This window comes from Streptomyces sp. WM6372 (assembly GCF_001279655.1).
In the GTDB taxonomy this organism is placed as follows: domain Bacteria; phylum Actinomycetota; class Actinomycetes; order Streptomycetales; family Streptomycetaceae; genus Streptomyces.
On sequence record NZ_LGDB01000207.1, the window covers coordinates 59,692 to 74,155 of the forward strand.

Sequence of the window (14,464 nt, forward strand, 5' to 3'; positions counted from 1 at the left end):
GGGATCTGCAGCGCCCCGAAGGAGACGGCGGGTGCCGGAACGCGACGGCCGCCTTGCCCCGTTCGGGGGAGGCGGCCGTCGGGTTGCTTCGGGCTACTGGAAGATCTCCTCGCCGTCGAGGATGTCGAACAGTTCCTCCGCCGTGGCGGCGCTCAGGTCGTCTTCGGGGGACTCGGCGCCGAACAGGAGCTCGCGCAGGTGCGCGGCGAGCTTGACCGGGGACGGGTAGTCGAAGATCAGGGTGGGCGTCAGGCGGGAGCCGGTGAGGGCGCCCAGGCGGTTGCGGAGTTCCAGGGCCGTCAGCGAGTCGAAGCCGAGGTCCAGGAAGCCGCGGTCCGCGCGTACCGCGTCCTGGCCGGCGTGGCCCAGTACGGCGGCGGCGTGCGCGCGTACGACGTCCAGCAGTTCCTGTTCGCGCTCCTTGGCGGGGAGGGCGGACAGGCGCTCGACCAGCGCCGCGGGGTCGGTGCCGCGGTCGGCGGCCCGGGTCGTGGAGCGGGTGGGCTGGGGGACCAGGCCCTTGAGGAGTGCCGGGAGGTCGTCCGCGCGGGTGCGGAGCGTCGCCGTGTCCACGCGGAGGGGGACCAGGGACGGGCGGCCCTTGGTGTGGGCCGAGGTGAAGAGCTGGAGGGCCTCTTCGACCTCCAGGGCCGGGAGGCCGCGCGCCGCCATCAGGCGGATGTCTTCCTCGATGGACTCGGTGAGGCCCGTCCTGGCGGCCCAGAGACCGAACGCCAGCGACTGGGCCGCGAGGCCCTGCGCGTGGCGGTACGTCGCGAGGGCGTCGAGGAAGGTGTTCGCCGCCGCGTAGTTGGCCTGGCCGGCGGCCAGGGTGAGGCCGCCCGCCGAGGAGATCAGCGTGAACAGGGCCAGCGGCAGGTCGCGGGTCTGTTCGTGGAGGTGCCAGGCCGCGTCGGCCTTCGGGGCGAGGACGGCGCCGAGGCGGTCGGCGTCCATCGTCGCGATCAGGCCGTTGTCGCCCGTGCCCGCCGCGTGGACCACACCGGTCAGCGGGTGCGCGGCGGGGATCCCGGCGAGCAGGGCCGCGACCGCCTGCGGGTCGGAGACGTCGCACGCGGTGACGGTGGCCTCGGCGCCGAGTACGGCGAGTTCCGCGGCCAGTTCGGCCGCGCCCTCCGCGTCGGGGCCGCGCCGGCTGGTCAGGACGAGGTGGCCCGCGCCGTGCTCGGTGACCAGGTGACGGGCCAGGTGGGCGCCGATGCCGCCCGTGCCGCCCGTGATGAGGACCGTGCCCTCGGGATCGAGCGCCGGAGTGCCGGTGCCGGTGGTGGTGGCCGTGCCGGTGGTGGTGGCCGTGGCCGTCGCCGTGCCGGTGGCGGTGGCGTCCGTCACCGGGACCAGGCGCGGGATACGGAGTTCGGACCCGCGTACCGCGCTTTCCGGCTCTGCCGACGCGATGACCGCGGCCAGGCCGTCGAAGCCGCTGCCGCCCGCCGGGAGGTCGGCGAGCTGGATCCGGCCCGGGTTCTCCGCCTGGGCGGCGCGTACGAGACCCCACACCGGGGCCTGCACCACGTCGACGGTCTCCCCGGCTCCGGCGGCCACCGCACCGCGGGTCGCCACGACCAGCGTGGCCCGCTCGAACCGCGGGTCGGCCAGCCACTCCTGGACGGCGGTGAGGGTGTCGCCCACCGTCGCGCGCACGGCAGCCGGGACCGGGCCGTCGGCCCGGGGGACGGGGAAGACCACCGCGCCCGGCACCGGGCCCGCGGGCACCTCGTCCCACACCTGGAACGCGGAGCCGGCGGCCGGCGCCGCCAGTGCACGCCAGCCGATCTCGAACAGGGTGTCCGGCTGTCCGCCGCCGAGCTGTTCCGGCGAGACCGGACGGAACGTCAGCGAGCCGATGGAGGCCACCGGGGCGCCGCTGCGGTCCGCGAGGTCCAGCGACAGGTTGTTCTCCCCGTGCTTGGTGATCCGTACCCGCAGCGAGGTGGCGCCGACCGCGTGCAGGGACACGTCCGACCAGGAGAACGGCAGCTCCGTCTGCTCCTCCCCGGTGACGCCCTCACCGACCCCGAGCGCGTGCATCGTGGCGTCGAGGAGGGCCGGGTGGACGCCGAAGAGCGCGGCTTCGTCGTGCGCCTCCTCGGGCAGTTCGATCTCGGCGTACACCGAGTCGCCCTCGCGCCAGGCGGCCTTGAGCCCCTGGAACACCGGCCCGTAGTCGTAGCCCTGCCGGAAGAGGAGCTCGTACGCGTCGCTCACGCGCACCTCCTCGGCACCGGCCGGCGGCCACGCGACGAGGTCGGCGCCGGTGGCGCCGGTGGTGGCGGGCGCGGTACCGAGCAGGCCCTCGGCGTGCAGCAGCCACGGGGTGCCGGGCAGCGCGTCCTGGTGCCGGGAGTGGATGCGGATCGTACGGCGGCCCAGGTCGTCGGGGCCGACGGAGACCTGGAGGGCGACCCCGCCGCGCTCCGGCAGTACGAGCGGCGCCTGGAGGATGAGCTCCTCCAGGGCCGGGTAGCCGACCTGCTCACCGGCGTGCAGGGCGAGTTCGACGAAGCCGGTGCCGGGCAGCAGCACGGTGCCCAGGACGTCGTGGTCGGCCAGCCAGGCGTGGGTGTCGACGGAGAGGCGGCCCGTGAAGGTCACCCCGTCCGTGTCCGGGGAGGGGATGACCGCGCCGAGCAGGGGGTGGCCGGCGGGGGTCAGGCCGAAGGCGGAGGCGTCGCCGCCGAGCGGGTTCTCGATGATCCAGTACCGCTCCCGCTGGAACGGGTACGTGGGCAGGGCCACGGGCCGGGCCGCGGTGCCCTGGTAGAAGGCGGCCCAGTCGATCCGGGCGCCCGCGGCGTGCAGGTGCGCCAGCGCGGTCAGCAGGGTGCGGGACTCGGGGCGGTTCTTGCGCAGCACCGGCTCGATGATCGCGTCGTCCGCGTCCAGCGTCGTGCGGGTGAGCGCGGTCAGGATCGCGTCGGGGCCCAGCTCGATGAACCGGTTGACGCCCTTCGCCGCCAGGGTCCGGACGGCGTCCGTGAAGCGGACCGCCTCGCGGACGTGGCGCACCCAGTAGGCGGGCGAGGCCAGATCGGCGTCCGTGGCGAGCCGGCCGGTCACGTTCGAGACGATGGGGATCAGCGCCGGCCGGTACGCCACGCTCTGCGCGACCAGGTGGAACTCGGCCAGGGCCGGCTCGACCAGCGGGGAGTGGAAGGCGTGCGAGACGCGCAGCCGGGTCGTCTTGCGGCCCCGGCCCCCGAACTCCCCGGTGATCGCCTCGACGGCGTCCTCCGTACCGGACACCACGATGGAGCGGGGGCTGTTGATCGCGGCGATGCCGACGGTGTCGGAGACGTACGGGAGGACTTCTTCCTCGGTGGCTTCGATCGCGGCCATGGCTCCGCCTGCGGGCAGTGCCTGCATGAGGCGGCCGCGTGCGGTGACGAGGCGGGCGGCGTCCTCCAGGGAGAGGACTCCGGCGACGTGGGCCGCGGTGATTTCGCCGATGGAGTGGCCGGCCAGGAAGTCGGGCCGTACGCCCCAGGATTCGACCAGCCGGAAGAGCGCGGTCTCGATGGCGAAGAGGGCGGGCTGGGTGTAGGCGGTGCTGTTGAGCAGCGTCTCGTCCGAGCCCCAGATCACCTCGTACAGCGGGGTGTCGAGGTACGTGTCCACGGCCGCGACGACCTCGTCGAAGGCGCGGGCGAACACCGGGAACGCGGAGTGCAGTTCGCGGCCCATGCCCAGGCGCTGCGCGCCCTGGCCCGTGAACAGGAAGGCCGTGCGGCCGTCGCGGACCTGGTCCTCCACCACACCCGCGTCGGCGATCGTGCCCTCGGCGAGGGCCGACAGGCCGGAGAGGAGCTCCTCGCGGTCCGCGCCGACGACGACCGCGCGGTGCTCGTGCGGGGTCCGGGTGGTCGCGGTGGAGTAGCCGAGGTCGGTGAGCGCGAGCTCCTCGTCCGCGCTGACGCGGGCGTGCAGCTGCGCGGCCTGGTCGGTCAGCGCCCGTGCGGAGCGGCCCGACAGGACGACCGGGACCAGCGGGAGTTCGCGCGTCCCGCCCTCGGTCGCGGCGGCCTCCGGGGCGGGGGCCTCCTCCAGGATGACGTGGACGTTCGTACCGCTCAGGCCGAACGAGGACACGCCCGCGCGGCGCGGGCGCTCGCCCGCCGGCCAGTCGACGGCCTCGGTCAGCAGCCGGACGTTGCCCGACTCCCAGTCCACGTGCGGAGTCGGCTCGTCCAGGTGGAGGACCTTGGGCAGCAGGCCGTGGCGCAGTGCCTGCACCATCTTGATGACTCCGCCGACCCCGGCCGCGGCCTGCGTGTGGGCCAGGTTGGACTTGAGCGAGCCCAGGTAGAGCGGCTTGTCGCCGGCGGGCCGGCGGCCGTACGTGGCCAGTACGGCCTGTGCCTCGATCGGGTCGCCCAGCGTCGTGCCGGTGCCGTGGGCCTCGACGGCGTCGACGTCGGCGATGGTGAGGCCGGCGTTCTCCAGGGCGCTGCGGATGACGCGTTGCTGGGAGGGGCCGTTGGGGGCGCTCGTGCCCGTTGCGGCGGGCGTCGGAGAGCTTCTCCAGGACGATGACGCCGACGCCCTCCGAGCAGCCGGTGCCGTCCGCGTCGGCCGAGAAGGACTTGCAGCGGCCGTCGGCGGCCATGCCGCGCTGGTGGCTGAAGTAGAGGAACATGTCCGGCTCGGTCATCACGGTGACCCCGCCGGCCAGGGCGAGCGTCGACTCGCCCGAGCGCAGCGACTGGGCCGCCAGGTGCATGGCGACCAGCGAGGAGGAGCACGCCGTGTCGATCGTCAGGGCCGGGCCCTCCAGGCCCAGGCTGAACGCGACCCGGCCGGTGACCAGGCTGCCGTCGCTCGTACCGGGACCGTAGTCGTGGTACATCACGCCGCCGAACACGCCCGTCTTGCTCTTGCGGAGCGTGTGCGGGGCGATGCCCGCGCTCTCGATGGCCTCCCAGGAGGCCTCCAGCAGCAGCCGCTGCTGCGGGTCGAGGGTCAGGGCCTCGCGCGGGGAGATCCCGAACAGGGCCGCGTCGAAGTCGCCGGCGTCGTAGAGGAAACCGCCCTCGCGGGTGATCGTCCTGCCGAGCTTGCCCGGCTCCGGGTCGTACAGGGCGTCGGTGTTCCAGCCGCGGTCCTCGGGGAACGCGGAGACGCCGTCGCGGCCCTCGGCCACGAGCCGCCACAGATCGTCCGGGCTGTTGACGCCGCCGGGGTACCGGCAGGCCATGCCCACGATCGCGATCGGCTCGCCGGCCCGGTCGGCCTCCTCGGCCAGCTCGCTGTTCTCCCGCTTCAGCCGCTCGTTGTCCAGCATGGACTGTCTGAGAGCGGTGACGAGTTGTTCCACTGATGCTTCCACGATGACCTCAGCCCTCGTTCGAATTCGGTTCGGCGGACGCAAGCGCGGCACGCACCAGGTCGTCGATGTTCATGCTCTTGATCTCTTCGCTCCGGTCGGCGGTCTGCGGGGCGGCAGGCGCACCGGACGCGGCCGGTGCGGCCGTCGCCCCCTGCTGCTCCACCGGGCCGGCGAGCCTGAGCAGCGCGTCCAGGAGACCCGCCTCTCGCAGTGCGGTGACGGGGATCGAGGCGAGCGCCTCGCGGATGGAGTGGTCGTCCTGGGCGGCGGCGGCCGCCGGCTCGGGCTCCGCGACGTCCTCGATGGCCGGGAGGATCTCCTCCAGGAGGAACTCGGCCATCACGACGGGGCTCGGGTAGTCGAACATCATGGTCGCCGGCAGGCGCATCCCCGTCGCGGTCTGGAGCCGGTTGCGCAGGTCGATCGCGGCCAGCGAGTCGAGCCCCAGGTCCGTGAAGCCCTTGTTGACGTCGATGGTGTCGGGGTCGCTGTGGCTGACGGCCGCCACCTGGGCCCGGATCAGGTCCAGGACCGCCGGCTCCCGGTCGGCGGGCCGCATCCGGGCCAGCCGCTCCTCCAGCGACAGCGAACCGGCCGCCGAGGCGGCGGCCGCGGCCGCCACCGCCGGAGCCCGTACGTCCTGGCGCTGCTGCGGCGCCGGCTCGGCCTTCAGCACGTCCCGCAGGAGCACCGGGGCCGCGCCGGGGTTCGCGCCGCGCGCCGCGTTGTCGACGCGGATCGGGGCGATCATCACCTCGTCGAGGGTCATCGCCTCGTCGAAGAGCTGCAGCCCCTCGGCCGTCGGGAGCGCCGGCAGGCCCAGCGACTTCATCCGGCCGAGGTCGGAGTCGGTGACCCCGCCGCCCAGTCCGGTCTTCGTCTCCCACAGGCCGAACGCCAGCGAGGTGGCGGGCAGTCCGAGCGAGCGGCGGTGGGCGGAGAGCCCGTCCAGGAAGCGGTTGGCCGCCGCGTAGTTGCCCTGTCCGGCGCCGACGACGAGTCCGGCGCAGGAGGAGAAGAGGACGAAGGCCGTCAGGTCCAGGCCGAGCGTCGCCTCGTGCAGGTGCCAGGCGGCGTCCGCCTTCGGCCGCAGTACGGCGTCGACCTGCCGCGCCGTCAGCTGCGCGGTCAGCGCGTTGTCCATCAGGGCCGCGGCGTGCACGACCGCGGTCAGCGGCTGCTCGGCCGACACGCCGGCCAGCAGCGCGTCCACGGCGCCGCGGTCCGACACGTCGCAGGCGACGACCGACACCTCGGCCCCGAGCCCGGCCAGTTCGGCGCTCAGCTCCCGGGCGCCCGGCGCGTCCGGGCCGCGGCGGCTGGTGAGCAGCAGGTGGCGCACGCCGTGCTCCGCCACCAGGTGGCGGGCGGTGATGGCGCCGAGGCCGCTCGTACCGCCGGTGATCAGTACGGTGCCCTCCGCCGACCAGGGCAGGTCGGAGGCGACCTGGCTGGAGGCGATCCGGGCCAGGCGCGGGACCTTGACCTCGCTGCCGCGTACGGCCGCTTCCGGTTCCCCGGTCAGGGCGATCGCGGGCAGCACCTGGTGGGCGGCGGCCGAGCCGTCGGTGTCCACCAGCAGGAAGCGTCCCGGGTTCTCCTCCTCCGCCGAGCGCAGCAGCCCCCATACGGGCGCCTGCGCCAGGTCGACGGCGTCGGTGTCCTTCGCCCGGACCGCGCCGCGGGTGACCACGGCGAGGCGGGAACGGCCGAAGCGGGGCTCCTCCAGCCAGTCCCGCAGGACGTCGAGGACGGCGCCGGTCACGGACCGGACCGCGTCCGGGACCTCGCCCTCGCCGGCCGGTACGGGCAGCACGACCACCTCGGGCAGCTGCGCGCCGCCGTCGAGTGCCGCGGCGAGCGCCCCGAGATCGGGGTACGCGGCCAGGCCCTCGCCGAAGGTGTGGTCGGAGCCGCCGAGGACCGCCCAGCGTTCGGCGACCGCCGAGGCGCTGGCGCCCAGCGGCAGCTGGTTCCACACCAGGTGGAACATCGACGAGCGCTCGCTCTGGCCGGCGGCCGCGGCGGCGTTGACGCGGGCCGCCGTGACCGGGCGGACCACCAGGGAGTCGATGGTCGCGACCGGAGTGCCGCGCAGGTCGGACAGCTCGATCCGGACGGCGTCCGAACCCTGCGACTTGTGCGACTCCACCGCGGTGATCCGGCCCCGCAGCTGGGAGGAGCCGGCCGCGTGCAGGGTCACTCCGGCCCAGGCGAACGGGAGCTGGGTGCCTCCGACGTCCTGCGGCCGGCGCCCGTCCATGAAGTCGGTCGCGCTCAGCGAGCCGTCGAGGATCGACGGGTGGATGCGGTAGGCGTGGCCCACCGCGAGGTCGTCCTCGGGCAGCGACACCTCGACGAAGGTCTCCTTGCCGCGCGTCCAGATCCCGCGCAGGCAGCGGAACATGGGCCCGTATCCGTAGCCCTGGCCGGTGAGGTAGTCGTACACCCCGGAGATGTCGACCTCCTCGGCGCCCTCGGGCGGCCAGACCCCGGTCCCGACCCCGAACGATTCGGGGGCCGGCGGGTGCTGGGCGCCGGGAGCCAGGACACCGCTCGCGTGCCGCGTCCACGGCGTGTCCGCCGGGCCGTCGTCGGGACGCGAGTACACCGCGAGGGAGCGGCGGCCGGTGGCGTCGGCCGCGTCGACGGTGACCTGGATGGCCAGGCCGCCGCCGTCCTCGCGCATCGGCATCAGCGCCTCGATGGTCAGCTCGTCGATGACGTCGCAGCCGACCTCCTCACCCGCGCGGATGGCGAGTTCGACGTATCCGGTGCCGGGCAGGAGCACGGTCCCCAGGACGTCGTGGTCGGCCAGCCAGGCGTGGGTCTTCACCGACAGGCGGCCGGTCAGGACCACGCCTCCGGCCTCCGGCGAGACCACCACCGCGCTCAGCAGCGGGTGCTGGGCCGGCTGCTGGCCCATGCTGGTGACATCCCCGGCCGGGGCCGGGGCGGGGGCGTCGAGCCAGTACGGACGGCGCTCGAAGGCGTACGTCGGCAGCTCGACCGGCCGCGCGCCGGACCCGGCGTGGAAGGCCGTCCAGTCCACGGCCGTGCCGGTGGCGTGGAGCCGGGCGAGGGCGGCCAGCAGGGTGCGCGCCTCGGGCCGGTTCTTGCGTACGGCCGGCTCGATGACGGCGTCCGCGCCGTCGAGGATGTTCTGCGCGAGGGCGGTGAGGACCGCGTCGGGGCCGAGCTCCAGGAAGGTCCGGACGCCCTTGGCGGCGAGGTGCTGGACGGTGTCGGAGAAGCGGACCGCCTCGCGCAGGTGACGGCTCCAGTAGTCGGGGGTGCCCCAGTCCTCGCTGATCGCGCCGTGGACCCCGGCCACGACCGGGATCCGCGGCTCGTGCCGGGTCACGGACTCGGCCACCAGGTGGAACTCGGCGAGCGCCGGGTCCATCAGCGGGGAGTGGAAGGCGTGCGAGACACGGAGCCGGGTGCTCTTGCGGCCCTGCTCGGTGAAGGCGGCCCGGATCGCCTCGACGGCCTCCTCCGTGCCGGACACCACGATCGAGCGCGGGCTGTTGATCGCCGCGATGCCGACCTCCTCGCCCAGGTACGGGAGGACCTCGGGCTCCGTGGCCTCGATCGCGGCCATGGCTCCGCCTGCGGGCAGCGCCTGCATCAGGCGGCCGCGGGCCGTGACCAGCAGGGCCGCGTCCTCCAGGGAGAGGACCCCGGCCGCGTGCGCGGCCGTGATCTCGCCGATGGAGTGGCCGGCCAGGAAGTCCGGCCGCACGCCCCACGAGGTGACGAGCCGGAACAGCGCCGTCTCGATCGCGAAGAGGGCGGGCTGGGTGTAGGCGGTGCTGTTGAGCAGCTCCTCATCCTCGCCCCAGATGACCTCGTACAACGGGGTCCGCAGGTACGGGTCCACCGCGGCGGCGACCTCGTCCAGGGCCTCGGCGAACACCGGGAACGCGGCGTGCAGTTCACGGCCCATGCCCAGGCGCTGCGCGCCCTGGCCCGTGAAGAGGAACGCGGTCGCGCCGTCCGCGCGGCTGCCGGTGACGGCGTCCGCGGACTCCACGCCCCCGGCCAGCTTCGCCAGCTCCCGCAGCGCGCCCTCGCGGTCGTCGGCGAGGACCACCGCGCGGTGGTCCAGCGCCGCCCGGGACGCCACCAGCGAGTAGCCGACGTCGGCCAGGGACTGCTCCGGGTGGGCCTCCAGGTGGGCGCGCAGCGCCTCGGCCTGCCGGGGCAGGGCCTTCGCGCTCTTCGCCGACACCGCCAGGGCGACCGGCACACCGGCCGCGGGCGTGACCGCCACCGGCTCCGCGTCCGCCGTGGCCTGCGGGGCCTCTTCGAGGATGACGTGGGCGTTCGTACCGCTCAGGCCGAAGGAGGAGACACCCGCACGGCGGGGGCGGCCGCCGGCCGGCCACTCGACCGGCTCGGTCAGCAGCCTGACGTTGCCCTCGGTCCAGTCGACCTGCGGCGAGGGCTCGTCCACGTGCAGCGTCTTCGGCAGCACGCCGTGGCGCAGCGCCTCCACCATCTTGATCACACCGCTGACACCGGCCGCCGCCTGCGCGTGGCCGATGTTCGACTTGATCGAGCCGAGCCACAGCGGCTTGTCCTCGTCACGGCCCTGGCCGTACGTGGCGAGCAGCGCCTGGGCCTCGATCGGGTCGCCGAGGCGGGTGCCCGTGCCGTGGCCCTCGACGGCGTCCACATCGGCCGTCGTGAGGCCGGCCGCGGCCAGCGCCTGCTGGATGACCCGCTGCTGGGACGGCCCGTTGGGGGCGGTGAGGCCGTTGGAGGCGCCGTCCTGGTTGATGGCGCTGCCCCGGATCACGGCGAGCACCGGGTGGCCGAGCCGCTCCGCGTCGGAGAGGCGCTCGACGAGGAGCAGGCCGATGCCCTCCGCCCAGCCGGTGCCGTCGGCGGCCCCCGCGAAGGCCTTGGAGCGGCCGTCGGCGGCGAGCCCGCGCTGCTGGCTGAAGTCGACGAACAGGTCCGGCGTCGGCATGACGGTCACACCGCCGGCCAGCGCCATCGTGATCTCACCGGAGCGCAGCGCCTGGCAGGCCATGTGCAGGCTGACCAGCGAGGAGGAGCACGCGGTGTCGACGGTGACGGCCGGGCCCTCCAGACCGAGCGTGTACGCGACGCGGCCCGAGGCGATGGAGCCCGCGCTGCCGTTGCCGAGGTAGCCCGCGAGGTCCTCGGGGACGTCCGTGAGCCGGCTGCCGTACTCGTGGTACATGATGCCCGCGTACACGCCGGTCCGGCTGCCGCGCAGGGTCTGCGGGTCGATGCCCGCCCGCTCGAAGGTCTCCCACGCGGCCTCCAGCAGCAGGCGCTGCTGCGGGTCCATGGCGAGGGCCTCGCGCGGCATGATGCCGAAGAACTCCGCGTCGAACTCGGCGGCGTCGTAGAGGAAGCCGCCGTCCTTGGCGTACGTCTTGCCGGGCGTGCCGGGCTCGGGGTCGTAGATGGCGTCCGCGTCCCAGCCGCGGTCGGTCGGGAACGCCCCGACGGCGTCCCGGCCCTCGGCGACCAGGTCCCACAGGTCCTCGGCGGACCGTACGCCTCCGGGGAAGCGGCAGCTGATCGAGACGATCGCGATCGGGTCCGAGTCGGTGGCTGCGGTGGCGCGCGGCGCGGTGGCGGCGGCCGGGGCCGCCTTGGTGGTGGTCGCCGACAGCTTGTCCACCACGAAGCCCGCGACCGCCCGGGAGTTGGGGTAGTCGAAGACCAGCGTGGCCGGCAGCCGCAGACCGGTGGCGGCCTGGAGCAGATTGCGCAGCTCGACGGCGGCGAGCGAGTCGAAGCCCTGCTCGCGGAAGGCCGTCTCCGGGCCGATCGCGTCCGGGGACGGGTGGCCGAGCACCGCCGCGACCTGCGTACGGACGAGTTCGAGGACGATCCGGTCGCGCTCCTGGGCGGAGGCCCCGGCGAGGCGGCGCTCCAGCTCGGAGGTCTCGGCGGCATGCGCCTGCACGGTCCGGCGGACCGGGCCGCGCACCTTGCCGCGCAGCAGCGCGGGCAGGTCCTCGCCGCGGGCGGCGAGCGCCGCCGCGTCGGTCTTCAGCGGCAGGACCACGGCGTCGAACCCGGCGACGGCGGCGTCGAAGAGGGCGAGGCCCTCCGCGACGGTCAGCGCCGGCAGGCCCAGCCGCTTCATGCGCTCCAGGTCGGCGTCGGTGAGGTCGCCGCCGAGACCGGTGCTGATCCCCCACATGCCGAACGCGGGCGCCGTGGCCGGCAGGCCCGCGGCCCGGCGGTGGGCGGCGAGGCCGTCCAGGAAGGAGTTGGCCGCGGCGTAGTCGGCCTGGCCGGCGGCCAGGACGGAGCCGCCCGCCGAGGAGAAGAGGACGAACGCCGACAGGCCGGAGTCCCGGGTCAGCTCGTGCAGGTTCCACGCGCCGTCGGTCTTGGGCCGCAGTACGGAGTCGAAGCCCTCGGCGGTCAGCGAGCCGACGAGCCCGCCGCCCGCGACGGCGGCGGCGTGCACCACCCCGCTCAGCGGGTGGGCCGCGTCGATGCCGGCCAGGACGCCGGCGAGCGACTCCCGGTCCGTCACGTCGCAGGCCGCCACCGAGGCGTGGGCGCCCAGCTCCGCGAGCTCGGCGACGATCGCCGAGGCGTCCGGCGCGCCCGGACCGCGGCGGCTGGTGAGGAGCAGGTGGCGTACGCCGTGCTCGGTGACCAGGTGGCGGGCCACCAGCGCGCCGAGGCCGCTGGTACCGCCGGTGATCAGCACGGTGCCGGTCGTACCCCACGGGGAGACGGGGGCGGGGGCGGGGATCCGGGTCAGGCGCGGGAGGCGCACCTCGCCGGAGCGCACCGCCGTCTCCGGCTCGCCGGAGGCCACCGCGGCGGCCACGTCGGCGCCCGGATCGCGGGTTCCGGCGGCCACGTCGACCAGGACGAACCGGCCGGGGTTCTCGGCCTCGGCCGCCCGGACCAGACCCCAGACGGCGGCCTGCGCCGGATCGGCGTCCTCGCCGGCCAGTACGGGGACACCGCCGCGGGTGACCACGGCGAGGCGGGCGGAGGCGGACTCCGGGTCGGCCAGCCACTCCTGGACCTTCGCGAGCACCTGGGGCACCACCTCGCGCACCCGGGCCGCGGCGTCCGCGCCGGCCGGGACGGGGGCGAAGTACACGGCGGCCTCGGCCGCTTCGGCACCGCTCGGCGCCGTACGCAGCCACTCGACGCGGTGCAGGGCGGCGGACGCGCCACCGGAGGCGGCGGCCAGCTGGGCCTCGGAGACCGGGCGCGACACCAGCGACTCCACGGTCGCCACGGGAGCACCCGTCTCGTCGGCGACCATGATCGCCGACACCTCGTCCCCGCGGACCCGGCGGATGTGCACCCGCAGCACGGACGTACCGGCCGCGTGCAGGGTGACCCCGTTCCAGGAGAACGGCAGCAGCGTCGCCCCCTCGGCGGCGCCGTCGCCGCCGAGCAGGTCCGCGTGCATCGCGGCGTCGAGGAGCGCCGGGTGGAGCCCGAAGAGGGCCGCGTCGCCGTGCGCCGTCTCGGGCAGCGCCACCTCGGCGAACACGTCGTCGCCCTGCACCCAGGCGGCCTTCAGGCCCTGGAACACCGGGCCGTACGCGTAACCGCGCTCCAGCAGACGGTCGTACGCGCCGGTGACGTCGAGCGGGGTCGCACCGGCCGGCGGCCACTGCGACAGGTCGAACGCCGCGGCCGGCGCGCCCGGCACCACCGTGCCGTAGGCGTGGCGGGTCCACGGGGCGTCCGGGGCGGAGCCGCGCGAGTGGATGCCGATCGACCGGGCGCCCGAGGCGTCCGGGGCGCCGACCCGCACCTGGAGGGCGACACCCCCGCGGGCGGGCACGATCAGCGGTGCTTCGAGGAGCAGCTCCTCGATCCGGTCGCAGCCGACCTGGTCGCCGGCCCGGACGGCCAGTTCGACGAAGCCGGTGCCCGGCAGCAGGATCGAGCCGAGGACGTCGTGGTCGGCCAGCCACGGCTGGGTGTCCACCGACAGGCGTCCGGTCAGGACCACCTCGCCGGAGTCGGCCGCGGGGAGCGCGGCGCTGAGCAGCGGGTGCCCGACCGCTTCGAGGCCGGCGGAGCCGAGCCCGGCGCCGCCGCCGGCGGCCGCCCCCTCCAGCCAGTACCGCTGGTGCTGGAAGGCGTACGTCGGCAGCTCGGACCAGCGGTCCTCGGCGGCCTGGTAGAACGCCGTCCAGTCGAGGGGCGTACCGGTGGTGTGGAGCTGCGCGAGGGCGCTGAGGAGGGAGTGCGCCTCGGGGCGGTTCTTGCGCAGGACCGGCTCGACGACGGGGGTTTCGGCTTCGGCTTCGGCGTCAGCTTCAGTGTCCAGGGTCGTACGGGTGAGGGCCGTCAGGACGGCGTCGGGGCCGAGTTCGAGGAACCGGCTGACGCCCTTGGCGTGCAGGTGCTGGACGGTGTCGGCGAAGCGGACGGCCTCGCGCAGGTGGCGGGTCCAGTAGTCGGGGGTGCCCCAGTCCTCGCTGAGCTCGCCGTGGACCCCGGCGACGACCGGGATCCGGGCGGGCGCGTAGGTCACGGACTCGGCGACCGCGCGGAACTCGGCGAGGGCCGGGTCCATGAGCGGGGAGTGGAAGGCGTGCGAGACGCGGAGCCGGGTCGTCTTGCGGCCCTGCTCCGTGAAGTGTGCCTGGATCGCCTCGACGGCGTCCTCGGCACCCGACACCACGATGGAGCGGGGGCTGTTGATGGCGGCGATGCCGACGACATCGGAGACGTACGGGAGGACTTCTTCCTCGGTGGCTTCGATCGCGGCCATGGCTCCGCTTGCGGGCAGAGCCTGCATGAGGCGGCCGCGTGCGGTGACGAGGCGGGCGGCGTCCTCCAGGGAGAGGACTCCGGCGACGTGGGCCGCGGTGATCTCACCGATGGAGTGCCCCGCCAGGAAGTCGGGCCGTACGCCCCACGACTCCACCAGCCGGAACAGCGCCGTCTCGATCGCGAAGAGAGCGGGCTGCGTGAACGCCGTGCTGTTCAGCAGCGTCTCGTCCTCGCCCCAGATCACCTCGTACAGCGGGGTGTCGAGGTACGTGTCCACGGCCGCGACCACCGCGTCGAGAGCGGCGGCGAACACCGGGAACGCCGCGTGCAGTTCACGCCCCATGCCCAGCCGCTGCG

Annotated in this window: 1 protein-coding gene and 1 pseudogene; both read right to left on the reverse strand. The window is 74.8% G+C overall.

Annotation, left to right across the window (positions count from 1 at the left end):
• Positions 1–93: 93 nt before the first annotated feature.
• Positions 94–5,398, reverse strand: a pseudogene (locus ADK52_RS27600) (SDR family NAD(P)-dependent oxidoreductase).
• Positions 5,355–14,464: type I polyketide synthase (locus tag ADK52_RS27615; protein WP_159046041.1), on the reverse strand; the 9,110-nt coding region annotated here is incomplete at its 5' end. The pseudogene ADK52_RS27600 and the gene ADK52_RS27615, both read right to left, overlap by 44 nt.